Origin of the sequence: Polynucleobacter sp. AP-Jannik-300A-C4 (assembly GCF_018688335.1) — a bacterium.
Taxonomy (GTDB): domain Bacteria; phylum Pseudomonadota; class Gammaproteobacteria; order Burkholderiales; family Burkholderiaceae; genus Polynucleobacter.
In genome coordinates, this window is sequence record NZ_CP061316.1 from 1,256,836 (window position 1) to 1,282,478 (window position 25,643).

General features: G+C 46.6%; 26 protein-coding genes. 6 read left to right on the top strand and 20 right to left on the bottom strand.

The features are described 5' to 3' along the window. Positions 1–33: 33 nt before the first annotated feature. Genes guaB through FD975_RS06630 form a run of 3 tightly spaced genes read right to left on the bottom strand, consistent with a single transcriptional unit; the run spans position 34 to position 2,301 of the window. Entirely contained in the window at positions 34–1,500 is a 1,467-nt protein-coding gene (gene guaB / locus FD975_RS06620; RefSeq protein WP_215301250.1) for an IMP dehydrogenase, read from the bottom strand. Positions 1,501–1,526: 26 nt separating this feature from the next. Further along, a complete protein-coding gene (locus FD975_RS06625) occupies positions 1,527–1,877 on the bottom strand; it encodes an RnfH family protein (protein WP_215301252.1) in 351 nt (116 codons plus the stop codon). Continuing rightward, complete coding sequence (locus FD975_RS06630; protein WP_215301254.1) at positions 1,870–2,301, bottom strand: type II toxin-antitoxin system RatA family toxin; 432 nt, start codon at positions 2,299–2,301, stop codon at positions 1,870–1,872. Before FD975_RS06630 ends, FD975_RS06625 begins: the two co-directional genes overlap by 8 nt. A gap of 26 nt (positions 2,302–2,327) precedes the next feature. Between FD975_RS06630 and smpB the strand changes: the two genes are divergently transcribed. The 5 genes from smpB to FD975_RS06655 all read left to right on the top strand — a co-directional run bounded on the left by smpB (position 2,328) and on the right by FD975_RS06655 (position 7,047). After that, positions 2,328–2,780, top strand: coding sequence for an SsrA-binding protein SmpB (gene smpB / locus FD975_RS06635; RefSeq protein WP_015421400.1), 453 nt, complete (start codon positions 2,328–2,330; stop codon positions 2,778–2,780). Positions 2,781–2,887: 107 nt separating this feature from the next. After that, positions 2,888–4,300: a circularly permuted type 2 ATP-grasp protein gene (locus FD975_RS06640; protein WP_215301256.1), complete on the top strand. Its 1,413-nt coding sequence runs from the start codon at positions 2,888–2,890 to the stop codon at positions 4,298–4,300. Between the two features lie 15 nt (positions 4,301–4,315). Continuing rightward, on the top strand, positions 4,316–5,323 hold the full coding sequence (locus FD975_RS06645; RefSeq protein ID WP_215301258.1) for an alpha-E domain-containing protein: 1,008 nt from the start codon (positions 4,316–4,318) through the stop codon (positions 5,321–5,323). An 8-nt stretch (positions 5,324–5,331) separates the two neighbouring features. Then, entirely contained in the window at positions 5,332–6,129 is a 798-nt protein-coding gene (locus tag FD975_RS06650; RefSeq protein ID WP_215301259.1) for a transglutaminase family protein, read from the top strand. Positions 6,130–6,165: 36 nt separating this feature from the next. Continuing rightward, positions 6,166–7,047 carry a proteasome-type protease gene (locus FD975_RS06655; RefSeq protein WP_215301261.1) on the top strand — a complete coding sequence of 294 codons (882 nt, stop codon included), beginning with the start codon at positions 6,166–6,168 and terminating at the stop codon, positions 7,045–7,047. An 80-nt stretch (positions 7,048–7,127) separates the two neighbouring features. Here FD975_RS06655 and ppsA read toward each other — a convergent pair whose 3' ends face one another. Then, positions 7,128–9,530 (bottom strand): phosphoenolpyruvate synthase, encoded by a 2,403-nt coding sequence (ppsA, locus tag FD975_RS06660; protein ID WP_215301263.1) that lies wholly within the window; start codon positions 9,528–9,530, stop codon positions 7,128–7,130. 106 nt (positions 9,531–9,636) lie between these two features. Here ppsA and FD975_RS06665 point away from each other — a divergent pair, with 106 nt between their 5' ends. Then, on the top strand, positions 9,637–10,464 hold the full coding sequence (locus tag FD975_RS06665; RefSeq protein ID WP_215301265.1) for a pyruvate, water dikinase regulatory protein: 828 nt from the start codon (positions 9,637–9,639) through the stop codon (positions 10,462–10,464). A gap of 30 nt (positions 10,465–10,494) precedes the next feature. Here the strand turns inward: FD975_RS06665 and FD975_RS06670 are convergent, their stop codons facing one another. The 16 genes from FD975_RS06670 to rpsB all read right to left on the bottom strand — a co-directional run bounded on the left by FD975_RS06670 (position 10,495) and on the right by rpsB (position 25,461). Further along, the gene (locus FD975_RS06670) at positions 10,495–11,319 is read right to left on the bottom strand and encodes an RNA methyltransferase (RefSeq protein WP_215301267.1); all 825 of its coding nucleotides are present in this window, start codon (positions 11,317–11,319) and stop codon (positions 10,495–10,497) included. 11 nt (positions 11,320–11,330) lie between these two features. Further along, complete coding sequence (rnhB, locus tag FD975_RS06675) at positions 11,331–11,921, bottom strand: ribonuclease HII (RefSeq protein WP_215301269.1); 591 nt, start codon at positions 11,919–11,921, stop codon at positions 11,331–11,333. Then, positions 11,918–13,120, bottom strand: coding sequence for a lipid-A-disaccharide synthase (lpxB, locus tag FD975_RS06680; RefSeq protein WP_251371165.1), 1,203 nt, complete (start codon positions 13,118–13,120; stop codon positions 11,918–11,920). Before lpxB ends, rnhB begins: the two co-directional genes overlap by 4 nt. A 10-nt stretch (positions 13,121–13,130) precedes the next feature. Continuing rightward, the gene (lpxA, locus tag FD975_RS06685) at positions 13,131–13,928 is read right to left on the bottom strand and encodes an acyl-ACP--UDP-N-acetylglucosamine O-acyltransferase (protein ID WP_215301274.1); all 798 of its coding nucleotides are present in this window, start codon (positions 13,926–13,928) and stop codon (positions 13,131–13,133) included. After that, a complete protein-coding gene (gene fabZ / locus FD975_RS06690; protein ID WP_015421422.1) occupies positions 13,928–14,377 on the bottom strand; it encodes a 3-hydroxyacyl-ACP dehydratase FabZ in 450 nt (149 codons plus the stop codon). The genes lpxA and fabZ overlap by 1 nt, the downstream gene beginning before the upstream one ends. Positions 14,378–14,426: 49 nt before the next feature. Further along, positions 14,427–15,482: a UDP-3-O-(3-hydroxymyristoyl)glucosamine N-acyltransferase gene (lpxD, locus tag FD975_RS06695; RefSeq protein ID WP_215301276.1), complete on the bottom strand. Its 1,056-nt coding sequence runs from the start codon at positions 15,480–15,482 to the stop codon at positions 14,427–14,429. A 5-nt stretch (positions 15,483–15,487) separates the two neighbouring features. Then, complete coding sequence (locus FD975_RS06700; protein ID WP_215301278.1) at positions 15,488–16,015, bottom strand: OmpH family outer membrane protein; 528 nt, start codon at positions 16,013–16,015, stop codon at positions 15,488–15,490. Positions 16,016–16,033: 18 nt separating this feature from the next. After that, positions 16,034–18,382 (bottom strand): outer membrane protein assembly factor BamA, encoded by a 2,349-nt coding sequence (bamA, locus tag FD975_RS06705; protein ID WP_215301279.1) that lies wholly within the window; start codon positions 18,380–18,382, stop codon positions 16,034–16,036. Then, positions 18,379–19,512, bottom strand: a complete 1,134-nt coding sequence (locus tag FD975_RS06710; protein WP_215301281.1) for an RIP metalloprotease — start codon at positions 19,510–19,512, stop codon at positions 18,379–18,381. Before FD975_RS06710 ends, bamA begins: the two co-directional genes overlap by 4 nt. A gap of 11 nt (positions 19,513–19,523) precedes the next feature. Continuing rightward, entirely contained in the window at positions 19,524–20,714 is a 1,191-nt protein-coding gene (ispC, locus tag FD975_RS06715; RefSeq protein WP_215301283.1) for a 1-deoxy-D-xylulose-5-phosphate reductoisomerase, read from the bottom strand. Continuing rightward, positions 20,714–21,541 carry a phosphatidate cytidylyltransferase gene (locus FD975_RS06720; protein ID WP_215301284.1) on the bottom strand — a complete coding sequence of 276 codons (828 nt, stop codon included), beginning with the start codon at positions 21,539–21,541 and terminating at the stop codon, positions 20,714–20,716. Before FD975_RS06720 ends, ispC begins: the two co-directional genes overlap by 1 nt. A 16-nt stretch (positions 21,542–21,557) precedes the next feature. Further along, complete coding sequence (uppS, locus tag FD975_RS06725) at positions 21,558–22,331, bottom strand: polyprenyl diphosphate synthase (protein ID WP_215301286.1); 774 nt, start codon at positions 22,329–22,331, stop codon at positions 21,558–21,560. A gap of 30 nt (positions 22,332–22,361) precedes the next feature. Further along, on the bottom strand, positions 22,362–22,922 hold the full coding sequence (gene frr / locus FD975_RS06730; RefSeq protein ID WP_215301289.1) for a ribosome recycling factor: 561 nt from the start codon (positions 22,920–22,922) through the stop codon (positions 22,362–22,364). An 11-nt stretch (positions 22,923–22,933) separates the two neighbouring features. Next, positions 22,934–23,644: a UMP kinase gene (pyrH, locus tag FD975_RS06735; protein ID WP_215301291.1), complete on the bottom strand. Its 711-nt coding sequence runs from the start codon at positions 23,642–23,644 to the stop codon at positions 22,934–22,936. A 189-nt stretch (positions 23,645–23,833) separates the two neighbouring features. After that, a complete protein-coding gene (gene tsf, locus FD975_RS06740; RefSeq protein ID WP_215301293.1) occupies positions 23,834–24,712 on the bottom strand; it encodes a translation elongation factor Ts in 879 nt (292 codons plus the stop codon). Then, positions 24,712–25,461, bottom strand: a complete 750-nt coding sequence (gene rpsB / locus FD975_RS06745; RefSeq protein WP_015421433.1) for a 30S ribosomal protein S2 — start codon at positions 25,459–25,461, stop codon at positions 24,712–24,714. The genes tsf and rpsB overlap by 1 nt, the downstream gene beginning before the upstream one ends. Between the last annotated feature and the right edge of the window lie 182 nt (positions 25,462–25,643).

Below are 25,643 nucleotides of genomic sequence, written 5' to 3' on the forward strand. Positions count from 1 at the left end.
AGGATTACCTTAAATTCAAGCTGCTTTTACTTCTTAGTCAATGTGGTAATTCGGGGCTTCCTTGGTGATCTTCACATCATGAACGTGTGACTCGCGTACACCCGCTGAAGTGATTTCCACAAAATTCGCTTTTTCATGAAGTTCATCAATCGTTTTGCAACCTAAGTAACCCATTGAAGAACGGATACCACCAGTCAGTTGATGCAAGATAGCGAGAACACTACCTTTGTAAGGCACTTGACCTTCAATACCTTCTGGCACCAGCTTCTCTGCATTCGCTGCACTGATATCGCTTTGGAAGTAACGATCTGCAGAACCATCGGCCATCGCGCCCAAAGAACCCATGCCGCGATAGCTCTTGTATGAACGACCTTGATAGAGGAACACTTCACCAGGAGCCTCTTCAGTACCAGCAAACATACCGCCCATCATCACAGAACTTGCACCAGCAGCTAATGCTTTGGCAACGTCACCGGAATAACGAACACCACCGTCTGCAATTAATGGAATGCCTGTGCCCTTGAGTGCAGCAGCCACATTCACAATCGCACTAATTTGAGGAACACCAACGCCCGCAACAATTCGGGTAGTGCAGATAGAGCCGGGGCCAATACCGACCTTAACACCATCAGCACCATGATCAGCCAATGCTTTAGCAGCATCACCAGTGGCAATGTTTCCACCAATCACTTGCACGTGAGGGTAATTTTTCTTAACCCACTTAACGCGATCTAAAACCCCTTGGCTATGGCCGTGAGCGGTATCCACCACAATCACATCAACGCCTGCGCGAACTAAGAGCTCAATACGCTCATCGTTATCTGGGCCAACACCGACCGCAGCACCAACACGCAATTTACCTTCGCTATCTTTACAAGCATTGGGATGCTCAGTAGCTTTTAAAATATCCTTAACAGTGATGAGGCCGCGCAATTCAAACTTATCGTTCACTACCAGCACACGCTCCAAGCGATGCTGACTCATCAAGCGCTTTGCTTCTTCTAGAGTGCAACCTTCTTTGACTGTGATCAAGCGCTCACGTGGAGTCATCTTGGTTTTCACTGGCGCATCTAAGTCTTCTTCAAAGCGCAAATCGCGGTTGGTAATAATTCCCACAACTTCTTTACCAGTAAGCACAGGAAATCCTGAGAAACCATGCTCGCGAGAAAGTTGAATCACTTGACGAAGCGTGACATCCGGACTGACCGTAATCGGATCACGCAAAATGCCAGATTCGTAGCGTTTGACCTTAGCCACTTCCCTAGCCTGTTCAGCAGGCTTGAGATTTTTATGAACAATACCGATACCACCTTCGCTGGCCATAGCAATTGCTAATCGACCTTCAGTGACGGTATCCATCGCCGCGGAAACCAACGGTGTATTGAGTGAAATATCTCGAGTTAACTTACTTGCCAAGCTGGCATCTCGAGGAAGTACCGAAGAATAAGCCGGTACAAGGAGCACATCGTCAAAAGTGAGTGCTTTTTGAATGAGTCGCATGCAAAACCCCTAGTCGCAAAAACCGATTATAGCCTCCTAGCCTTTCTTTTAGCTGCGGCAGCTTGGAATTTGGCATCTTGATTCTGATTGGCCTTCTTGCGGCGGACAGCCTTGGGGTCTACCAGGAGAGGTGAATACAACTCCAGACGATCACCCTCATAAATTGGGCTATCCCAGTCCTTGCGCTTGCCAAAGACGCCAAAACAGCCTTTTCTGGCAAGGCTGGGATCTTCCGGGCTTTGGGCTATTCCAGCCTTAATGAGAGCTAGACCCACTGTGGGAGCCTCGGATGGCAAAAAATGGACTGTGAAGGGGCTCAGTTTGGGCTCACCTAAGCGAGCATCGCAAATCCAAATTTCCATGGGCTGATTAGCCATAGAGATCTTCGGCTCGCTTCACGAAGCAATCTACAAAGGTACCTGCAATATGACCAAATACCGGGCCAATGATCTTATCTAGGATGACGCTCTTAAATTCCCAGTGGAGCTTAAATTCCACCTTACAGGCATCTTCTTTAAGCGGGATGAAGTTCCACTGCCCAGAAAAATGCTTGAATGGCCCATCTACAAAGACCATATCGATGGTTTCAGGGCGGTGATTGATGTTTCGAGTATGAAAGTACTGGTCAATACCCTTAAAGTGGATGTTGATTTTGGCATCCAAAACGGTCTCGGTTTGCTCAAAAATTTCCACGCCGCCGCACCAGGGCAAGAACTCTGGGTAACGTGCAACGTCAGTAACTAAGCCATACATACGGTCGGCTGATTGGCCAATTAAAACGGTCTTGTAGACGTCTGCCATAATCGATCTTGAGAAGCTAAATAAATATGAGTATCGTCGATAACAAAAAAGCCTTCTTCGATTATTTTATCGAGGAACGGTTCGAGGCAGGACTGGTTCTAGAAGGCTGGGAAGTAAAAGCCATCCGCGCCGGTCGAGTCCACATTAAAGAAGCGTATGTTGTCATCCGTCGGGCGGAGCTATTCCTGATCGGCTGTCACATTACCCCACTACTATCGGCTTCAACCCATATCGTTCCAGACAGCACCCGCACCCGTAAGCTTCTGCTCAATGCCATTGAGATTAAAAAGCTGATTGGTAAGGTTGAGCAAAAGGGCTACACCCTTGTCCCACTGAACCTGCATTTCTCGAAAGGCAATGTGAAGTGCGAGATTGGGCTTGCTAGAGGTAAGAAGCAGCATGACAAACGTGCCGCAACCAAAGAACGTGAATGGGAAGTTCAAAAAGGTCGTATTGCTCGAGGCGACCTGAACGCCTAAGTCTCGGAGTAGGTTTCTTAGTCATTAATGCACCAATAAAGTGCATAGAGCACCAAGCTGCTCCATCCCTCAGTTTTTGAAACACCCAAAGGCGTTAGTTTGTAACTATGAAATTGCCTTTTGATGAAATGCTCGACGCCAGCGGAAAAGCGCGTCCCCATTACCAAGTTTTCCATAACTGGCTTAAGCAGCAAAGCGACACCCTTATGGGCCTCAAGCGCGCTGAAGCTGATCTCATCTTCCGACGAGTTGGCATTACCTTTGCTGTTTACGGAGACGATCTGGGGTCTGAGAGAACCATTCCCTTTGATCAAGTGCCCCGCATCTTTACCGCCAAAGAATGGGAGCAGCTCGAGGCTGGTCTTCGTCAACGGGTTAAAGCGCTCAATCGCTTTATCTACGACGTGTATCACGAAGAAGAAATTATCAAAGCCGGAATTATTCCTGCTGAGCAGATTTATAACAATGCACAATATCGACCAGAGATGCGGAACGTCAACGTGCCGCGAGACATTTATGCGCAGATCGCTGGAATTGATATCGTGCGCGCTGGTGAAGGTGAGTTCTATGTCCTAGAAGATAACCTGCGCGTTCCATCTGGCGTGTCTTATATGGTTGAAGACCGCAAGATGATGATGCGCCTCTTCCCTGATCTGTTTCAGAAATATCGAGTTGCGCCGGTAGAGCACTATCCAGATTTTTTATTGGAGTGCTTAAAGTCAGTCAAACCAGATGATGTCAAGAAACCCAATGTCGTCGTGCTCACACCAGGCATGTACAACTCGGCTTATTTTGAACACAGTTACCTCGCTCAACAAATGGGTGTTGAATTGGTGGAAGGCAAAGATTTGTTTGTTAAGAACGAGCAAGTGTTTATGCGTACTACTCAAGGCCCTGAGCGTGTGGATGTGATCTATCGCCGCGTTGATGATGATTTCTTGGATCCGCTCGCATTCCGCTCTGATTCCACATTGGGAGTTGCTGGATTACTCTCTGCACATCGAGCAGGCAATGTGACCTTAGCTAATGCCATTGGTACCGGCATTGCTGATGACAAGTCCATCTACCCTTACGTGCCTGACATGATTGAGTTCTATTTAGGTGAAAAACCGATTCTGAATAATGTGCCGACTTTCCAATGCCGTAAGCCAGATGATCTCGCATATACCCTGGCCAATTTAGATAAGTTGGTGGTGAAGCTAACCCATGGTGCTGGTGGCTATGGCATGTTGGTTGGACCAGCATCCACCAAGGCAGAGATCGAAGAATTCCGTGGTCATCTGATTGCCAATCCAGATAAATACATTGCACAGCCAACACTCGCACTCTCTACCTGTCCAACCTTTGTTGAGTCTGGTGTTGCGCCACGCCATATTGATTTAAGGCCATTTGTTTTGTCAGGAAAAACAATCAAGATGGTTCCAGGCGGCCTTACTCGCGTTGCCCTCAAAGAAGGTTCTTTAGTCGTGAACTCCTCACAGGGTGGCGGCACTAAAGACACCTGGGTTCTAGAAGAATAAAAGGGATAAATCAATATGTTGAGTCGTACCGCTGATTGCCTTTACTGGATGGCCCGTTATACAGAGCGCGCAGAAAATACTGCCCGTATGTTGGACGTCAATCACCAAACCTCCCTACTCCCGCAGCCTGCAGAGTTTTTAGAGCAGAGCTGGAAAAAGCTACTCACGATCTCCAAGTTAGAAGACTCATTCTTGATGAAATACGATGTTGTCACGCGTGAGAATGTATTGGATTTCATGATCTATGAAACCAGCAATCCTTCCAGCATCGTGTCTTGTCTATTTGCCGCTCGTGAAAATGCTCGCGTTATTCGAGGCAAGATTACCTCTGAAGCATGGGAAACCCAGAACACCACTTGGTTAGAGTTGCAACGCATTTTGGAGGCTCGAAATCAAGCCGACCCAAGCAGACTACTGGAATGGGTAAAGCATCGCTGCCATCTCTTTAGAGGCGTGATGCATGGCACCATGCTCAAGAACGAAGCCTTCTACTTTATGAATGTCGGCACCCTGCTAGAAAGGGCTGATAACACTGCTCGTATTTTAGAAACTAAATATGAAGGTCAAGCAGCGCTAAAGGGATTGCGTTCCAATAAAAAAGATAAGTCAGTTGACGGCGATGTCTCTGAAGTGATTGATGGGGCTGATGGCAACTTCTTTGATTTTTATCACTGGGCTGCCCTGCTTCGCTCTGTCTCTGCTTTTGAGATCTATCGTCAAATCTACTCTGATCAAGTAACCCCCAAGCAAGTAGCTCAACTCTTGATTTTCAATAAGCAAATGCCACGCTCATTAGTGTGCTGTGTCAATGAGCTTATTCCCCTGATTGCAGAGATGAAGAATCAGCAATCCAAAGAAATTGAACGCCTCCTAGGTAAGCTCAAGGCAAGCCTAGACTACTCCGATATTGATGAGGTTTTCTCGCAAGGCTTAGAGGAGTTCATCGAAGAGTTCTTAGAGCGCATCAATCATATTGCTGATGAATTCAGTAACGCCTACCTTATTCCATTAGCTGTAGCTTAAAGATCACCATGCACCTGAAGATTCGCCACCGCACAGAATACCGCTATGAAACACCGGTACGCTACTCTATTCAAGAGTTGCGACTAACACCACCAGATGTAGCCGGTCAAATAATCGATAAGTGGAAAGTCAGCACCCCCATTAAGGCAAGCACTTCACATGATGCTTTTGGTAATCTCTATAGCGTTTTTGTGCAAGAGAGTTCATACACATCAATGATGATTGAGGCAGAGGGTGAGGTTCATACTCAAGATGCTTTTGAGTTTATTGATGAGCCCAAGGCAGTCTCCCCTTACCACCTACTTCAACAAACAAATCTGACTGAGCCAACTGCAGAGATGCTGGAGTATTTTGCAGCCTCTCTTCCCAAGAAAAATTCAGTGGATCAGGTCTTAGCTTTAGCTGCCGCAGTACAAGAGACTATTCTGTACTCACCAGGGCAAACCAATTTTGCAACCACCGCTGCCCAATCCTTTGCCATGAAATCCGGTGTTTGCCAAGACCATGCGCACATCATGCTTGGGCTGTGTCGTGCCTCAGGTATTCCGGCACGTTATGTCAGTGGCTATTTCTTTGCTGAAGATGCGCCTAACCTCGCAAGCCATGCCTGGATTGATTTCTGCACTGATATTGATAATGGTCTATGGACCAGTATTGATATCACCAATGCCTGCTTTACCGATGCACGTCATGTTCGCCTAGCGATTGGCAGGGACTACTACTCGGCAGCACCTGTCAAAGGGGTTCGCTCTGGCGGAGGTGGTGAAGAGTTAAGCGCCAGCATCTCGATTACCCAAGCCAAGTGAGAGATAATCCAGAGAAATAATTAAAGGGGTTGCAGGATGACGTATTGCGTTGGGCTTTGCCTAAAGGATGGCTTGGTGTTTTTATCTGACACTCGCACTAATGCGGGTGTTGATCAGATCGGCACCTTTAGAAAGATGTCTTTATTTCAGAAGGATAAAGATCGCTTTTTTACCCTGATGAGCGCTGGCAATCTTGCCATTACTCAAGCCGTGAAAGAAATCCTACTACAAGGGCAACTTCTGAATGGAAAGAATCTGTGGAATGTAGACAGCACTCACGATGCAGCCGTTGTCATTGGCGATGCCATTAAGCAAGTTTATGACCGGGATCACAAGGCACTGGAAAAGGCTGGTATTGATTTCAATTGCAATCTCATTTTTGGTGGACAGATTAAGGGCGAGCGCCCAAGACTCTTTAACATCTATTCAGCTGGCAACTTTATTGAGGCCACGCCAGAGACTTGTTACTTCCAGATTGGTGAGTCTAAATATGGCAAGCCAATCTTAGACAGGGTCATTAGCTTTGATACTCCACTCAATCTAGCCACCAAGTGCGCCCTCATCTCGATGGATTCAACACTCAACAGTAATATCTCTGTTGGCCTGCCACTAGACCTCATGGTTTATGAAAAGAACTCATTACAGGCTAGCAAACTCGTCACCATGGATGAGTCCAACCCCTACTTCCAAATGATTCATCAATTGTGGGGCGAGAAATTACGTGCTGCATTTAATTCCATTGCGGAACCTAGCTGGTCAGGCGCAACGCCATCACGCTCGATTGCATCCCCTGCCAAGAAGATGGGTGCAGTGCCCATTCATCGCAATAGCAAGGTCGCAAAAGAGGGGGTTGCACCAGTTAAGGCGGCGGTTAAAGCTAGCCCAAAGAAGAGAGTGGCTGCAAAAACTAAGCGTTAATTTAACTGCTGCTCAAAAGATAAAAGGCCTAGATTTCTCTAGGCCTTTTTTAAGTCTTGCTAACAACTGGGAATTGAGGCTTACGCTTCTTTCTTACCCAACATTTCCCAAGTAGCCACTACGCTATCTGGGTTGAGGGAGATTGAAGTAATGCCCTTAGCAACCAACCAACGTGCAAAGTCTGGATGGTCTGAAGGACCTTGACCGCAAATACCAACATATTTATTTTGCTTGCGGCAAGCATCAATAGAACGAGCAATCATGAACTCAACCGCAGGATCGCGCTCGTCAAAGTCAATTGCCAGCAGTTCCATACCGGAGTCACGATCTAGACCCAGTGTTAACTGAGTCATATCGTTTGAACCGATTGAGAATCCATCAAAATGCTCGAGGAATTGATCTGCCAAGATGGCGTTAGAAGGAATCTCGCACATCATGATCAGGCGCAAGCCATTGACACCGCGCTTGAGACCAAACTTGGCCATCATATCGATCACGCGCTCAGCTTGTTTGATAGTGCGAACAAACGGCACCATGATCTCCACATTATCCAAGCCCATATCTTCACGAACACGCTTCATTGCAGCGCACTCTAAGGCAAAGGCTTCGCCAAAATCTGCTGATACGTAACGGGATGCACCACGGAAACCCAGCATTGGATTCTCTTCGTCCGGCTCATAACGTGAACCGCCAATCAGTTTTTTGTACTCGTTTGACTTAAAGTCGGACAAGCGAACGATTACTGGTTTTGGATAGAAAGCAGCAGCAATTGTTGCTACACCCTCAACCAATTTATCTTCATAGAACTGACGTGGGCTTGCATAGCCACGAGCAACGCTTTCAACAGCACGCTTGAGATCGGGATCAATGTTTGGGTACTCCAATACAGCACGTGGGTGCACACCAATGTAGTTATTGATAATGAACTCGAGACGAGCCAAGCCAACACCCGAATTGGGGATTTGGCAGAAATCGAACGCTAACTGAGGATTACCAATATTCATGGTGATCTTAACTGGGATCTCTGGCAATACTCCACGAGAAACTTCAGTCACTTCAGTCTCAATCAAACCATCATAAATATGACCTTCGTCGCCTTCAGCACAAGAAACTGTCACCATCATGCCGTCTTGCAAATGTTCGGTCGCATCGCCGCAACCCACCACTGCCGGAACGCCTAACTCACGAGCAATAATCGCTGCGTGACAAGTACGACCACCGCGATTGGTCACAATCGCGGAAGCACGCTTCATGACCGGCTCCCAGTTAGGGTCAGTCATGTCAGCAACCAAGACGTCGCCTGGCTGCACACGGTCCATCTCGCTAGGATCACGAATTACGCGAACTGGACCCGCACCAATCTTTTGACCAATCGCACGGCCTTTGGCTAGAACCTTAGAAGTGCCCTTGAGTTTGTAACGCATTTCTACCTGGCCAGCTGCCTGACTCTTCACTGTCTCTGGACGTGCTTGCAGGATGTAAATGCGGCCATCTTGACCATCTTTACCCCACTCGATGTCCATTGGACGACCGTAGTGCTTCTCGATGATGACGGCATACTTAGCTAACTCAGTAATATCGGCATCTTCCAATGAAAAACGATTGCGTTTTTCTGGGGCGACATCCATAGTCATTACCTTCTCAGCAGAACCAGCTGGGGCAAATTGCATCTGAATCAACTTGGAACCCAAGGAGCGGCGAATAATTGCCTTCTTGTCTTGTGCCAAAGTTGTTTTGAATACGTAGAACTCATCTGGGTTCACTGCACCCTGTACCACTGTCTCACCCAAGCCATAGCTAGAAGTGATGAATACGACATCTTCAAAACCAGATTCAGTATCCAGGGTAAACATCACGCCAGCAGCGCCCAAGTCAGAGCGAACCATGCGTTGGATACCAGCAGATAAGGCTACTTCAGCATGGGCAAAGCCCTTGTGAACGCGGTAAGAAATCGCACGATCGTTATACAAGGATGCGAATACTTCACGAATCTTCTTCAGAACATCGTCAATACCTTCAACGTTCAAGAAAGTTTCTTGCTGTCCAGCAAATGAAGCATCAGGCAAATCTTCTGCAGTGGCGGAGGATCGCACTGCAAAAGAACCTTTGCCAGAATCATCTAATTTCTTAAATGCTGTACGAATTTCTTCATCCAGACGTGGTTGAAACGGGGCTGTTTCAATCCAGCCGCGGATCTCTTTACCAGCTTCAGCTAGAGCGCGCACATCATCAATATTGAGATTCTCCAAACGCTTCTGAATACGTTCAGTCAAATTATTGTGCTCTAAGAAATCACGAAATGCTAATGAGGTAGTTGCAAATCCAGTCGGTACACGAACTCCAGTGGAGGACAACTGAGAAATCATCTCACCGAGTGAGGCATTTTTACCGCCGACTGACTCAACATCAGTCATTCGGAGTTGCTCAAAAGGCAAAACATAGGCATTTGCTACATCGTTACTTTGTTGCTGTTGGTTGGACATAAAATACTCTCTAAAGATAAGGAAACTGGTCGAGCGGCCGAATACAATACGGCATACTTCATTAACTACATATTGTAGTGCTGACCACGACTGATAGGCCAATCTCATGTCTACCCAAACCCGCATTGTTTTTATTGTTTCAGACGGTACCGGCATTACCGCCGAGAACTTCAGCCAATCGATTTTGGCCCAATTTGAGGCCACTTTTAAGCACATTCGGGTGCCTTTTGTGGATAGCCCTGAAAAAGCCCATGATGCGGTTTCTAGCATTAATCAGGCTGCCGTCAAATACGGAGTTCAGCCCATCGTTTTCACCACTTTGGTGAATCCAGACCTTAATCAGATTGTCGGTAAGGCTAATGGCTTGATTCTGGATATGTTCCAGACTTTTGTGGCGCCTTTGGAGCAAGCTCTAGGGGTCAAATCGACCCATGCCATGAACCGCCTTCACCATAATGCTGATACCGAAGCCTACAAAAACCGCATTGAGGCTATTAACTACTCCCTAGCCCATGATGATGGTCAGTCAAACAAGAACCTTGCTGAGGCTGATGTTATTTTAGTGGGCATCTCCCGAGTGGGCAAAACGCCAACCAGTCTTTACCTGGCAATGCAATACGGCATGAAAGCAGCTAACTACCCTCTCATTCCTGAAGATTTTGAACGTGGGCAATTACCAAAGGATTTAATCCCCTATCGCAATAAGATTTTTGGCTTAATGATTGATGCTGAACGTTTATCGGAGATTCGCAATGAGCGACGCCCAGGCAGTAACTATGCCAAGCTAGAAAACTGTCGCTATGAAATTAATGAAGCTACCGCCATGATGAAAAAAGAATCTATTCCTTGGGTAGCTACAACCAGTAAATCGATTGAAGAGATCGCTACTACCGTATTGCAATCCATTAAGTCTGATAAAACAATTCTAGGCTAGTCTTATATTGACTTTGCTTAGCCTCATTCTTTAACTACGGCGCACTCGAACCGTTTCAAATAAACAGATCGCTGCTGCCGTAGAAACATTCAGGGATTCAACTCTTGGATCAATCGGAATGGATACGCCCTTGGCTTGAGCCATGAGGTCTTCAGAAACGCCCTGCCCTTCGCTTCCCATTACCCAGGCGACAGGATGTATTAATACCTTGGGCATATTGAAGAGATCCAACTCACCATCAGCAGTAGCGGCCAGTAAAGGCGCTGTTACCGCGCTCAGCACTTGCGGGGTTGACCACCCCTCATACAGATCTAGCAGACGATGTGCGCCCATCCCAGCACGCAATACTTTGCTTGACCAAAGATGGGCACAACCCGTTAATGCAATGACTTGAGTAAAGCCAGCCGCTGCAGCAGTGCGCAAGATCGAGCCCACATTCCCCGCATCCTGAATACGATCCAAAATAATCACATCCCCAGTAATCGTCGCAACTGATTTTTGGGGATTTAATGCAGACTCCGGGAGATCTAGTAAGCCTGCAATCTGTGGAGGATTGACCAAATCACTGAGCAAGTCCCACAAGCCTTTATCCAGCTGATAAACCCGAGTATCAGGACAAATTTCTACATGGTCATAAACGGCTTGCGCAATTTCTGGGTTTTGCAAACCCAACTCTGAGGTAATTAAGGTCTTGAGTCCTGGATTACCTACCCAGGTTTGCACTAAATGAATGCCTTCTAGCAAAGCCTGACCGTAAGCAAATCTGGCCTTTTGACCTTTGGGGCCGGTGGCTTGTAATTGACGAATTTCCTTAAACAGGGAATTGTCTTTTGAGCTAATAAATTCCATTTTCATAGTTGGGATTATCAGCTATGCAGAGCTAAGACATTTCGAACAGGGGAAAAGCTGCGACGATGTTGATCGCAGGCGCCAAACTCTTTAAGAGCGGCAAAGTGCGCTTCTGTCGGATAGCCCATATGTTGAGCAAAGCCATACTGGGGATGTAATTCATGTAAGGCCATCATTTGACGATCTCGTGTCACCTTGGCTAAGATCGACGCCGCTGAAATCGCCGGCTCTTTGGTATCGCCCTTCACAATCGCTTCTGCTGAGATTGGAAGCTCGGGACAGCGATTGCCATCGATTAAAGCTTTATCTGGCCAGCCGCCCAAACGTATGGTGAGATCTTCAATTGCACGGCGCATTGCGAGCATCGTCGCTTGCAAAATATTAATCTCATCAATCTCGGCTGGACTCGCTTCGCCGATACCCCAGGCTTTTGCCTTGAGTTGAATTTGCTCAAATAGAAACTCGCGTCTGGCAGCCGATAACTTCTTAGAATCTTTTAAACCGGTAATAGGATTTTCGGGATCAAGAACGACAGCGCCAGCGACCACCGCCCCCGCTAATGGGCCACGCCCTGCCTCATCAATACCGCATACCCAAATCATGCTCACACAGTGGTCCGATTTTTACTGGCAGTAATTGTTTGTGCCACAGCCTGAGCAACCAATAAGCCCGTTGGCCTACGCAAGGTCTCGTGCATTTCTGCAAAACGGGTTTTTAGTTGAGTAACTTTGCTAGGATTATTTAACCAAGCCAATAAGGCATCAGCCAATTTGCTTGGAGTCGCATCATCTTGCAGAAGCTCAGGGACAACGAACTCGGCACAGAGAATATTCGGCAAGCCTACATAGGGCAAGTAACCTTGTCGCTTCATAATCTGTGCGGTTAACCAAGGTACCTTATAGGAGATCACCATTGGCTTTTTCCAGAGTGCAGCCTGCAAGGTAGCAGTACCGCTAGCAATGAGGACGACATCGGCAGCCTCAAGCACTGCATCAGCCTCACCATCAATCAGATAAATTTTGAGATCAGGATTTTTATCTAGGGTATTTTTTAATTGCGCCTCAAGCGGCTCTCGTAAGCGCGGTGTAGCAACTGGAATCACAAAATGAATTGCTTGCCCCGGCATGCGCTTCGTAAGCTCGGCCATCGTCTCAAAAAATACTGGCGCAATGAGCTCAATCTCTGATCCCCGGCTACCCGGCAGAACAGAAACCACGATTCCATCTAATGCATTGACTGGCAGGCTTAGGATTTTTTCTATCCTTTGCTTAGCTATTACTGGATTTGGCTCTAGCGGAATCTCGCTTGCTAGCGGATGCCCAACATAAGTTGCGCTAATGCCGGCACGTTCATAAATCTCAGTTTCGAAGGGAAAGATGCAGAGCATGCGCTCTACTGCTTGCTTAATCTTCGTAATACGCCCCGCTCTCCAAGCCCAAATAGATGGCGAAACAAAATGTAAGGTTGGAATACCTGCCTTGCGCAAAGCCAACTCAACACCCAAATTGAAATCCGGCGCATCAATACCCAAATACACATCAGGGCGACCTTCACCAGTGAGATTGCTGATGAGTTCCTTACGCAGTTTTAGAATGGCAGGCAGTTGTTTGATAGCCTCAACGTAACCGCGAACACTCAGGGTCTCCATCGGCCAATCTGATCGCAGGCCCTCTGCCTGCATACGAGGGCCGCCAATACCATAGACCTCTAAACCGGAAGTGTCAGGGATCTGCTTGAGCGCACTTAATACTGGCGCTGCCAGCAAGTCACCCGAAGGCTCTCCGGCAACACAAGCAAGTTTAGGCACTAGATTGACTCTATCGAATAATGCCGCGTGTAGAGGCGGCAATAAAGTCATGGAACTCAGTCAGCTTTTCTGCTGTAGCGGCATCAGATGCACTAGCTTGCGCCATCTTCTGAATCTCTACCTTAGCCTCTTCGAAACTGAGGCCGTCCTTGTAAAGAACTTTATATGCCTGACGTAGCGCAGAAATCGTTTCACTGGAGAAACCACGGCGCTTCAGCCCTTCCACATTAATGCCATGTGGAGAAGCCTTATCACCTGCAGCAATCACAAATGGTGGAATGTCTTGTACTAACGCAGAAGCACCACCGAGCATAGCGTGTTGACCTATGCGGACAAACTGATGCACACCAGACATGCCACCCATAATTGCCCAGTCACTCACCTTCACATGACCAGCAATTTGTGCGTTGCTTGAGAAAATGGTGTGGTTACCGATTTGGCAATCATGTGCAATGTGCACATAAGCCATGATCCAGTTGTCATCACCAATTCTGGTGATGCCCTCATCCTGAGATGTGCCAGTATGGATAGTCGTGAACTCACGAATCGTATTGCGGTCACCAATGATGAGTTGTGTTGGCTCGCCACGGTATTTCATATCTTGAGGGGCGCCACCAATAGCCGCAAAGTGTGCAAAATTATTCTCTTTACCGATCGTGGTGTAACCCTCGATCACAGTATGCGAACCAATCTTACTGCCAGCGCCAATTTTGACGTTTGGCCCAATGACCGAATATGGACCGATCTCTACGTCACTAGCAATCTCAGCCTTGCTATCAACTACAGCGGATGCATGAATCCGAGTCATTACGCGCCTTTCGTACGAACAGCACAAGTAATATTTGCTTCAGCAGCAAGTTCACCGTCAACAGTGGCTTGGACTTGAAACTTGTAGATACCAGCACGTTCACGCTCTAGCTTAGCCGTCATGATTAACTGGTCGCCAGGCAATACTGGTTTCTTAAAGCGGGCACCATCAATACCAGCAAAGTAGTAAATGGCATTTTCTTCGCGCACTTCCGAAAAGGTCAGAAGTGCAGCAGTTTGAGCAAGGGCTTCAATGATTAAAACGCCCGGCATTACCGGAAAATCTGGAAAGTGCCCCTGAAAGAATGGCTCGTTCATGGTGACATTCTTAAGCGCAGTAATACTTTGGCGAGGCTCAATCTCTAACACGCGATCAACCAATAAAAATGGATAGCGATGAGGTAACAACTTCAAAATTTGATTGATATCGATAGCGATGGGTTTGCTCATGTGTTTACCTACTGGATAAAGTTTCTAATTTTTGAATGTGGTGACGAATTTATTTAGATTTATCTAATAATCGTAAGCGTTGACGTATTTTATCGAGGCCGCGCAAAATGGCAGCATTTTTCTCCCAGGCGCCATGTAGCATTGAAGGGTAAACGCCTGTGTAATGCTGGCCTGGCTCGGTAATAGAACGAATAATCGAGGTATTTCCAGAAACCGTAGTTTTATCAGCAATGGTGAGATGACCTGCAAAGTTGGCGGCACCGCCAATAATGCAGAAGTTTCCAATCTTGGTGCTACCTGAGATGGCAGCACAACCCGCGATCACGCAACAGTTACCCACCACCACGTTATGGGCGATCTGAACTTGGTTATCAATCTTAGTTCCACTGCCTATGATGGTGTCACTCATGGCGCCACGATCAATCGTCGTAGATGCACCAATCTCAACATCATTGCCAATCACTACAGCACCGGTTTGCGGGATCTTGACCCACTCGGCGCCAGTTGCAGAAAAATCAGGAGCAAAACCAAAGCCGTCTGCACCAATCACAGCACCACTGTGAATAATGCAACGCTCACCAATAGTAGTCTCCGAATAAATCGAGACATTGGGGTAAATTAAAGTGTCGCTTGCAATGGCGGAATTTCTAGCAACTGAAGTATTGCCTAATAAGCTAACACGCTCACCCAATTTCACGCCAGGGCCAATTTGTACAAATGGTCCGATATGACATGAATCCGGAATATTTACAGATGGGTCTACTGCGGCACTTGAGTGCACACCAGGAGCATAAATTGGCGCAGATGCTTTAGCAAAATGCTGCGCCATTCTGGCAAAAGTAGCGTAGGGTTTTTTGGAAACAAAATAGACGCGCCCTACCGAATTACTTCCAGGATTTGCCTGGAGAAAATCTGCATCAGCTTGATTAACAATCAATCCACCAGCAGCACTATCACTAGCCTGTTGACGGTATAGCGGATTTGAGAGAAAGGAAATCTGGCTGACTTGGGCTCGCTCGAGAGGAGCGAGACCCTGAAGCACGAGGGAGCCATCCCCCACCAAGCTTACTTGAAACTGTTTGGCCAGCTCGATGGCGGTGGGCATAAAACTTACTTGAGACTATTCAAAGCCTTGATGACATCATCAGTTACGTCAACCTTAGGATTTGCATAGGCTGGATCTTGAATAATGACATCAATTTTTCTTTGCTCAGCGATTTGCTTGAGGGCTTGATTTGCTTTTTCAGCAATCTTGGCACGCTCTTCAAAGTTACGCTGATTGAGATCTTCTGTGTACTCGCGTTGTTTGCGCTGCAATTCGCGATCCTGGTCAGCCAACTCGCGCTGACGGCGAACACGATCTGCCTCAGACATGACCGCTGAATCGCGATCTAATTTTTCTGCCGCAGCCTTAATCTTTTCAGCGCTAGTACGAATTTCATTCTGACGCTTCGTAAATTCATTTTGCAGCTTAGTCTGACTTGCCTTAGCCATATTTGATTCGTTGAATACTTTTTCAACGTTTACAGCTGCAACTCGGGTGCCAGCATCCTGTGCCAATGCCTGAGGCAAAGCGATCAGTGAAGAAACAGCAACTAAGCTGTATTGAATCCATTTTGAAGATTGACAAAGCTTCATAAAACTTTCCTTAAACAATTAAAACGCTGTACCGACTTGGAACTGCAAACGCTGCACATTATCCGTTGGCAACGATTTGATCGGAATACCATAGCTGAACTTTAATGGGCCCAGTGGTGATATCCATGATAAACCTAAGCCGTAAGAATATCGTAAGACGAGATTGATGTTTTCGTTATAAACGTTACCGCCGTCTACGAAACCAAATACACGCAAGGTTTTATCAACGCCAGATCCAGGAACGGGGACGGTGTACTCAACGTTATTTACAATCTTTGATTGTCCACCAGTTGGCTGGTAACGCCCAATATACGAGTTGTAATAAGTTGGTCCAAGGGAACCAGGCGCATAGCCTCGAACAGATCCGATGCCGCCCACATAGTAGTTTTTAGTAATCGGAAATGGATTATCTCCATAAGCCTCGCCATAACCCAACTCACCGTTGTAGGACAATATGTTGCCTTTCGAGAAGGAGTGATACTTCTGATATTGCCCAAAAATGCGATAGAAGGTCATATTTCCAACTGGAGTTCCAACCTCAGCATTGAGTTGCTGTAAAGATCCGGTGGATGGAATTAATGCGCTATCCCTACCATCTCTTGACCAGCCTACAGTTAAAGGCACGTTGTAGGTAGTTAATGTTGCAGGATATCCAGGTGCCGCTATCCCATAACTCTGAGCATAATTTAAGTATGGCGTAGGAGTATTGCTGGTAGTCTGAATCTGGAATGCTTCAATACCGGTACCAAAAAATACTCGATCTACTTCAGTATACGGAACACCAAATTTGATATTGGAGCCAACGGATTTAATTTGATAGTCAGGATCTCCTACATAGTACAAAGGCTTGGATGAACGATAGAACAAGTCAGTATATCGACTGATACCATCCTCGGTAAAGTAAGGGTCATAGTTTGACAAAGCTAAGCTTTGATTAATCTTACCCAGGGAGAAATTTAAGCCTACTGCAGTACCTGTACCAAAGGCATTTTCTTGGTTAATACCGGCAGTCAGAATTAACTTCTCAGTTGAGGAGAAGCCGGCACCAATCGTAACAGCGCCAGTAGGTTTTTCAGTGACCTTCACATCAACATCAACTTGATCGGCGGATCCTGGAACATCTTGCGTAGAGACATCAGTCTCCGTGAAATAACCTAAGCGGCTTAAACGTTTTTTAGATAAATCAATCTTTTCACTGTCGAACCAGGCACTTTCAAACTGGCGCATCTCTCGACGAATTACCAGATCACGAGTCTTGGCATTGCCAGAAATATTCACTTGCCGAACATAAACGCGACGACCTGGATCAACCACTAGAGTCAAGTCCACTTCACTTAATTCACGACGAATGTCTGGTTGCGGATTAATGGTTGCAAACGCATAACCATACGAACCCAGAATTTCAGCAATTGCTTTAGTGCTCTCAGTCAACTTAGCAGATGAGAAGGTGTCGCCCGGCTTAAGACTTACCAACTGAATTAACTCAGCCTCTTTGCCCAATAAGTCACCAGCTAAACGCACATTCTTAACGGTGAATTTATTACCCTCACGAATACTGATCGTCAAGTAGATACCTTTTTTATCAGGGGTAATAGAAACCTGGGTGGACTCAATAACAAACTCAAGGTAACCGCGATTGAGATAGTAGGATCGAATATTCTCCAAGTCGGCCGTGAGTTTTTGCTTAGAATACAAATTGTCTTTGCTATACCAAGAAAGCCAGCCACCAGTTTTCAACTGCATCTGGCTCTTAAGAGTGCTCTCACTGAACACGTTATTACCAATAAAGTTGATCTCTTGGATCTTAGCTACAGGACCTTCATCGATATTGAAATAAATCGCCACTTGATTGCGCTCTACTGGAGTAACGGTTGCAACTACTTCAGCTGCATACATACCTTTACCAACATACTGGCGCTTCAGTTCTTGTTCAGCTTTATCAATCAAAGCTTTGTCATAGAAACGAGCTTCAGCAACCCCAACGGCTTTGAGCGACTTCCGAACGACCTCTACGTCAAACTCCTTCATGCCTGTAAATTCAATCCGGGAAATGGTAGGGCGCTCTTCAACGATCACAATCAAGACATTGCCCTGAGCCTGAATTTGCACATCTCGGAAAAAGCCAGTGCTGTAGAGCGCCTTAATGGCCTCAGCACTCTTCTCTTCGGTAAAGGTATCGCCTACCTGAACTGGAAGGTAGCTAAATACAGTACCCGGCTCGACTCGTTGCAAGCCTTCGATTCGAATGTCTTTAATGACAAAGGTATCGGCTGCTTGTGCGTTTATACAAAAACCTGCCGCAACAATCAGAACGACTTGAGCAATAAATCGAGTTAGGGAGCGAAAAGAAGGTATCAAAAAATTCAAGATAAAAGGTAGCGTTGCAAATCGTTAAACAAGGCCAGCAAGGAAAGGGCTATCAGCAGCAAAAAACCCACTTTTTGGAGCTTTTCCTGCAGAGATAATGTAATTCGCTTACCAGCAACCAACTCCCATGCATCATACAGGAGCTGACCCCCATCTAGCATTGGTAAAGGCACTAAATTCAAGAGTCCAATACTGATGCTCATGAGAGCTAAAAAGGCTACAAATGGCTGCCAGCCCACCTGGGCAGACTTACCAGCCATATCCGCAATACTGAGGGGTCCACCCAGCTGCTTTAAGGTCGTTTTGCCGGTCAATAAACCAAGCATCAGCCTCATAGAGACCTTGGTGATCACATAGACCCGTTGACTGGCAAAGCTCAGGGCATCAATCGGGCCCAATTTCAGCTGATTCCACTCTGAAGGCGGGGTAATCTGGGGAAATAAGCCTAATGCTTTTAGTGGGTCCGATTCTGGTGTTACCTGGGGTAAATCACCCTGCCTAAAGGATTTAATATGGCGCCCACCAGAGGCATCCCGCATTTCTAGGGCAAATCCCTGCTCTCCAGTTACGGCATCCAATAGCTGCCAACGCAGAGCATTCCAACTTGGGACGAGATCAAACTCTCCAAGAATTGGGGCGCCACTATAGTCAGATGGCAGCGATTGCCAACCAATCACTTGATCACCCGCTGCTACCCCTAGTTTGGCAGCAATCGATTGCTCAGGGGGAGCCTGCAGTTTTGCTGGCAACTGAGGCACGCCTGTGAAGTAAATGATCGAAAATAAAATGACTGCCAAGAGGAAATTGGCAAATGGTCCAGCAGCCACAATGACAGATCGTTGCCAGAGCGGCTTTACATCAAAGGATTGAGATCGATCCTGCGCTGAAATACTTTGTTGACCATCGCGGCCATCCAATAATTTGACATAGCCGCCTAAGGGGATAGACGCTAGAACCCACTCAGTACCGTTACTGGCGCGAAAAGTAAATAATGGCTTGCCAAAACCCAAGGCAAAACGAAGTACTTTGACGCCGCATAAACGGGCTGCTAAAAAATGACCGTACTCATGAAAGCTGACCAGCACACCTAAGGTGACTAAGAATGAAGCAAGAGTGATTAAAGCCTGCACAAATCGCCGATCTATCTTTTGATATTACGAATGAACTGATTCGCAGTGCGGCGCGCCAGAGCATCGGCCTCGAGAATCATTTCTAGGGAGCTCGCAGCAACTGAAGGCAAGGTATTTAAGCAGTGCTCTACTACATTAGGAATGCTTAAGTAGGGCAAGCCATCATCCAAGAAAGCGGCCACAGCAACTTCGTTCGCAGCATTCAACACCGCAGGAGTGGTACCTCCAGTTTTTGCCGCAGCAAAGGCCAAACTAAGACAGGGGAATTGAGCAAAATTTGGTTCGGTGAAACTGAGACCACTCAACTGAGTCAGATTTAAAGGAGCAACACCAGCCTCGATGCGCTCAGGCCAGGCAAGACCATAGGCAATTGGGGTGCGCATGTCAGGCTGACCCATTTGCGCCAGCACTGAGCCATCACGATAACGCACCATCGAGTGCACGACGCTCTGCGGATGAATCAACACCTTAATCTTTTCTAGCGGCAAACCAAACAACCAAAAAGCTTCGATAACTTCCAAGCCTTTATTCATCATCGTTGCTGAATCAACTGAAATTTTTCTACCCATCACCCAGTTTGGGTGTGCGCAAGCTTGCTCAGGAGTAATGTCCGATAAATCTGCAAGCGGCTTATCTCTGAATGGTCCGCCAGAGGCAGTTAACCAAAGCTCTTCAACCCCTAAATGCGCAGATGGATTTTTTGTAAAGCAATCTGGCAAACATTGAAAGATCGCATTATGTTCACTGTCGATGGGAAGTAATTCACCGCCGCCAGCTTGCATAGCCTGCATAAATAAATTACCTGACATCACCAGCGCTTCTTTATTGGCCAACAATACCCGCTTACCTGCTTTTGCTGCAGCTAGGGCAGGAACAAGGCCAGCTGCACCCACAATCGCCGCCATAACGGTATCGCACCCTGATTCGGTGATGGCACTCACTAATGCCTCAGGCCCATAAAGAACTTGAGTCGTGATCTTTTTTGCTTGCAGGAGTTGAGTCAGTTTGGAGGCGCCCTCAGCGTCAGCCACTACTGCAATAGTTGGCTTGAACTCAATACATTGCTCAGCTAGACGCTCAATCTGTTTTGCAGCAGTCAAAGCGACCACCTTGAAGCGATCTGGATGCGCACGAATCACATCCAAAGTATTAACACCAATCGATCCCGTAGATCCGAGGATGGCAACTTGCTTCAGAGACATCAAATCAATCCAGCTAGTAATGCAGCAATCGGCATTGTCGGGATGAGAGCATCAACCCGATCTAATACGCCACCATGGCCAGGCAACAAATGACTGCTGTCCTTGACGCCAGCTAAGCGCTTCAACTGAGACTCAAACAAATCACCAAAGATGCTGAACGCAGCCAATACGGTAACCATCAAGAACATCGGCACCCAACCAAATCGAATGGCCCAAGCACCAAACAAGGTATCAGCTAGAGGTAAATAGACTACGCATAAAAATGCATAAAGATAGCAAAGAACTAGGCCACCCAGGGCTCCCTCAATCGACTTCCCTGGACTGATATTTACGGCTAACTTATGTTTACCAAAAGCCTTGCCAACAAAGTAAGCGCCGATATCGGCAACCCAAACTAAAGCCATGCTACTCAACAAAAAGACTAAGCCCAGCTCACGTAAGAAGACTAAAGCAAACCAAGTGGCCGGAAGAATGATCAAACCTAGAATGCTGTAGAAAGGTTTGAATTTTTGAAGGGAGAGGTTCATCCCTTTTGCCAAAATAAATGGTGCTAAAAAGAACCAAAACAACACTGCCATCATGAGCAGAGAGAACTGCCATGAGATCGCCTGGGTGCCGAGCAAAAACAAAATGATGGCCAAACAAAAAGTGGCATAGAGCCATGCAGCCTTTTTTGCCTCAGGAGCGATCATGCGACTCCATTCCCAAGCAGCTACAACTAATGCGACGAGGAAAAATCCGCCCAAATAGATTGGTGGTAATAAAAATAAGATGGGCAATAGCACTGCCATCAAGATGGTGGCAGTAATGATTCGGGTTTTTAACATAAGGGAATAAGAATACCTAGACTGCGTCGCTCAAAGGCTCGGAAGCTAGCTGAGCACTCGTACGTCCAAAACGACGCTCGCGCTGACTAAACCAGTCAAACGCTTTATGTAATTCAGCCTCATCAAAATCAGGCCAAAGGATGTCCGTGAAATACAACTCGGTATACGCAAGTTGCCACAATAAGAAGTTACTTACCCTTTGCTCGCCACCAGTACGAATGAACAAATCTGGTTCTGGAGCATAAGCCATGGATAAATGGGCTTGCAATAACTCCTCTGACACTTCCTCAGGCTTCAAACCAGGATTAGCAGCCAAACATTGGCGCATCGCCTGCAAAATATCCCAACGACCACCGTAGTTAGCGGCAATCGTAAAAGTGAGACTTTTGCAGCCAGCAGTTTTTTCTTCAGAGAATTGCACCATCTCCTGGATCGCAGAATCAAATCGGCTGAGATCACCAATAAGGCGTAAAGAGATATCGTTTTCAGCGAGACGAGAGACTTCGCTTTTTAATGACTTGAGAAACAACTTCATTAGAAAGCCCACCTCTTCCGGTGGGCGACGCCAATTTTCAGAGCTAAATGCAAATACAGTGAGGTATTCAACACCAAGACGGCGGCACTCTTGAACAATCTTCCGTACTGCGCCCAATCCCTCAGAGTGCCCCGCTACTCGCGGCATGAAACGCTTGCTGGCCCAGCGACCATTGCCATCCATGATGATGGCAACATGGCGAGGAATAGCGCTCACCTCTGGAACAACTAAGGTAGAGCTAGTGTGCTGGGTCATAAACCGAAGAATAAAAAAATGATCTGACGATTAAACCGTCATGATCTCTTTTTCTTTTTCAGAAACCAACTTATCAATCTCAACAACCGTGCGATCGGTCATCTTCTGAATATCATCAGTTGCACGACGCTCATCATCCTCTGAAATTTCTTTATCTTTAGTTAAGCGCTTCAGGTGCTCATTCGCATCACGGCGTAAATTGCGTACGGCGATTTTGGCGTCTTCGCCCTCGTTCTTAACCACCTTAGTGAGGTCACGACGGCGCTCTTCTGTCAAAGCAGGCATTGGTACGCGAATCACAGTACCTTGGGAGGCTGGATTAAGACCTAGATCAGAATCGCGAATTGCTTTCTCAATTGCACCAACCATGGTCTTTTCAAATGGCTGTACGTTAATCGTTCTGGCATCCGCCAAACCTAAACTAGCTACTTGGCTTAGCGGTGTTGGATTACCGTAGTAATCCACTTGAATGTGCTCCAAAATTCCTGGGTTTGCACGGCCAGAACGAATCTTCGCCAAATTGGATTTCAAAGCCTCGAGAGACTTCTGCATCTTTTGATCGGTAGTGGTTTTAATTTCTGCTGCGGACATCAAGCCTCCTATTAAACGTGTACTAAAGTACCTTCAGATTCACCCTGAACCACGCGCATCAATGCGCCTGGCTTGAGAATTGAAAATACTTTGATTGGTAATTTACGATCACGACACAATGCAAAAGCAGTTGCATCCATTACTTGCAAGTTTTTGATGATTGCCTCATCAAAAGTAATTGTCTTGTACAGAGTAGCAGTTGGATCCTTCATTGGATCTGCACTGTAAATGCCATCAACCTTGGTAGCTTTCAGAACGATCTCCGCACCCATCTCAGCACCACGCAAAGCAGCTGCTGTATCAGTAGTAAAGAATGGGTTGCCAGTTCCCGCAGCAAAGATCACGACCTTACCCTCAGTCAACGCGCGAATTGCACGAGGACGAATATATGGCTCAACCACTTGATCCATTCTGAGAGCAGATTGCACGCGCGCTTCAACACCTTTTTGGCGCAAAGCATCCTGAAGTGCAAGGGAGTTCATCATAGTGGCAAGCATTCCCATGTAGTCAGCTGTTGCGCGGTCCATACCGGCTGCACCACCTGCTACACCGCGGAAGATGTTTCCACCACCAATAACAATGGCCAGCTGAACACCGCTGTTTACTACATCGGCAATTTCTTTCACCATGGAATCAATAGTGACTGGATTGATGCCAAAAGCATCATCCCCCATGAGGGCTTCACCAGAGAGTTTTAAGAGAACACGTTTGTAGGCTGGCATCGTTTTATTTTCCGTAATTTGTTAAGCAATTTACTTGCTTAGCTTATTGATCTTTAAGTACTTTTTAATATCTTGCCCAAATTATAAAGGGCTTGGCACAGATCAAACAAAAGGGCATAGAAACCGAGATTTCCATGCCCTTTTGGGTATGACAGCCTTACTGGGCAAGCCCAGCAGTTTTGGAGCTAATTAAGCGCCTTTAGCAGCGGCAACCTGAGCAGCAACTTCTGCTGCAAAGTCGTCTTGACGCTTCTCAATGCCCTCGCCCACAACAAACATGGTGAAACCCTTGATTGTGGTGTTGGCGGCCTTGAGCATTTGCTCAACAGTTTGCTTGTCGTTTTTAACGAAAGTTTGGTTCAACAAAGAAACCTCTTTGAGGTACTTCTGAATAGAACCTTCAACCATCTTCTCAACGATTTCTGGTGGTTTGCCAGATTCAGCAGCTTTTTGAACAGCAACACTACGCTCAACAGCAATCGCTTCAGCAGGAACATCAGCCATCGACAAAGCCACTGGCTTCATTGCAGCAATATGCATTGCTACGTCTTTAGCTGCAGTCTCGTCACCTTCGAACTCAACCATCACACCAATACGAGTACCGTGAAGGTAAGAAACCAACTTGTTGCTGCCAGCAAAACGCTTGAAGCGACGCGGCATGATGTTCTCGCCGATCTTACCGATCAAGGCGCTACGAACTTCATCAACAGTTTGACCATTCATTGGCAATGCAAGTAATGCAGCAACGTCAGCTGGATTGTTTTCAGAAATCAGATTTGCGCAGGCTTGTGTAAATGCCAAGAAATCATCATTCTTTGAAACGAAGTCAGTCTCACAGTTCACTTCAAGTAAAGAACCTGTAGTGCCATTAATGGCTGAAGCAACAATACCTTCAGCAGTAACGCGTGAAGCAGCTTTGCCAGCCTTGCTACCGAGCTTTACACGCAGAATTTCTTCTGCACGAGCCATATCGCCATCAGCTTCAGTCAATGCTTTTTTGCACTCCATCATCGGAGCATCAGTCTTGGCGCGTAACTCGCCAACCATTGCAGCGGTAATAGCGGCCATTATTCAGCTTTCCCTTCTTCAACAAACTCTTCTTCGCCTTCTTTAACGGCAGTCAAGATTTCTTGAACAGAGTTTGATTTACCTTCGAGGATTGCGTCAGCAATGCCACGAGCGTAGAGAAGAACAGCTTTGCTGGAGTCATCGTTACCAGGGATGATGTAATCAACACCTTCTGGTGAATGGTTGGTATCAACCACGGCGATAACAGGAATACCAAGCTTGTTAGCTTCAGTAATAGCAATCTTGTGATAACCAACGTCCACTACAAAAATTGCATCAGGAACACCATTCAAATCTTGAATACCGCCAAGCGCTTTTTGCAACTTGTCGAGATCGCGATCATTAGTCAAAGCTTCTTTCTTAGAAAGCTTTTCCCAATCACCAGCTTCTTTAGCAACTGCCATATCCTTCAAACGCTTGAGGGAACCTTTAACAGTTTTGAAGTTAGTGAGCGTACCGCCCAACCAACGGCTGTCGATGTAAGGCATCCCAGCACGAGCAGCTTCTTCAGCAATGATCTCGCGTGACTGACGCTTAGTACCAACGAATAAGATAGTTCCACGATTAGCAGCAACTTGTTTTGCAAATTTCAGGGCGTCCTGAAACATTGGCAATGTTTTTTCTAAGTTGATGATGTGAATTTTGTTGCGATGGCCGAAAATATAAGGGGCCATTCTTGGGGACCAGAAACGGGTTTGGTGACCAAAATGGCAACCGGCTTCCAGCATTTGACGCATAGTTACTGACATAACTTCTCCTAAGGGTTAGTTTCTAAGATTGAGTCCTAGCTGCGCTAAAAAACGCCACCCTGGAAGGCTCAACCCGCGATTTCAGATCAAAATTGACCTGAGACCAAAATTATAGCTTAAATATCAATAACCTAGACCCCTGCCATCCCGCCAAAGGAATCTCAATCCCCGTGGAAACACCT

Coding starts and splice junctions, on each gene's coding strand:
- FD975_RS06655 (WP_215301261.1), top strand. CDS start 6,166: ATGACGTATTGCGTTGGGCTTTGCCTAAAGGATGGCTTGGTGTTTTTA.
- lpxA (WP_215301274.1), bottom strand. CDS start 13,928: ATGACTCGGATTCATGCATCCGCTGTAGTTGATAGCAAGGCTGAGATT.
- FD975_RS06700 (WP_215301278.1), bottom strand. CDS start 16,015: ATGAAGCTTTGTCAATCTTCAAAATGGATTCAATACAGCTTAGTTGCT.
- FD975_RS06640 (WP_215301256.1), top strand. CDS start 2,888: ATGAAATTGCCTTTTGATGAAATGCTCGACGCCAGCGGAAAAGCGCGT.
- uppS (WP_215301286.1), bottom strand. CDS start 22,331: ATGACCCAGCACACTAGCTCTACCTTAGTTGTTCCAGAGGTGAGCGCT.
- tsf (WP_215301293.1), bottom strand. CDS start 24,712: ATGGCCGCTATTACCGCTGCAATGGTTGGCGAGTTACGCGCCAAGACT.
- FD975_RS06665 (WP_215301265.1), top strand. CDS start 9,637: ATGTCTACCCAAACCCGCATTGTTTTTATTGTTTCAGACGGTACCGGC.
- FD975_RS06630 (WP_215301254.1), bottom strand. CDS start 2,301: ATGGCAGACGTCTACAAGACCGTTTTAATTGGCCAATCAGCCGACCGT.
- fabZ (WP_015421422.1), bottom strand. CDS start 14,377: ATGAGCAAACCCATCGCTATCGATATCAATCAAATTTTGAAGTTGTTA.
- FD975_RS06720 (WP_215301284.1), bottom strand. CDS start 21,541: ATGTTAAAAACCCGAATCATTACTGCCACCATCTTGATGGCAGTGCTA.
- FD975_RS06625 (WP_215301252.1), bottom strand. CDS start 1,877: ATGGCTAATCAGCCCATGGAAATTTGGATTTGCGATGCTCGCTTAGGT.
- ppsA (WP_215301263.1), bottom strand. CDS start 9,530: ATGTCCAACCAACAGCAACAAAGTAACGATGTAGCAAATGCCTATGTT.
- smpB (WP_015421400.1), top strand. CDS start 2,328: ATGAGTATCGTCGATAACAAAAAAGCCTTCTTCGATTATTTTATCGAG.
- frr (WP_215301289.1), bottom strand. CDS start 22,922: ATGTCCGCAGCAGAAATTAAAACCACTACCGATCAAAAGATGCAGAAG.
- ispC (WP_215301283.1), bottom strand. CDS start 20,714: ATGTCTCTGAAGCAAGTTGCCATCCTCGGATCTACGGGATCGATTGGT.
- FD975_RS06670 (WP_215301267.1), bottom strand. CDS start 11,319: ATGAAAATGGAATTTATTAGCTCAAAAGACAATTCCCTGTTTAAGGAA.
- guaB (WP_215301250.1), bottom strand. CDS start 1,500: ATGCGACTCATTCAAAAAGCACTCACTTTTGACGATGTGCTCCTTGTA.
- FD975_RS06645 (WP_215301258.1), top strand. CDS start 4,316: ATGTTGAGTCGTACCGCTGATTGCCTTTACTGGATGGCCCGTTATACA.
- pyrH (WP_215301291.1), bottom strand. CDS start 23,644: ATGCCAGCCTACAAACGTGTTCTCTTAAAACTCTCTGGTGAAGCCCTC.
- rpsB (WP_015421433.1), bottom strand. CDS start 25,461: ATGTCAGTAACTATGCGTCAAATGCTGGAAGCCGGTTGCCATTTTGGT.
- FD975_RS06650 (WP_215301259.1), top strand. CDS start 5,332: ATGCACCTGAAGATTCGCCACCGCACAGAATACCGCTATGAAACACCG.
- lpxD (WP_215301276.1), bottom strand. CDS start 15,482: ATGCCCACCGCCATCGAGCTGGCCAAACAGTTTCAAGTAAGCTTGGTG.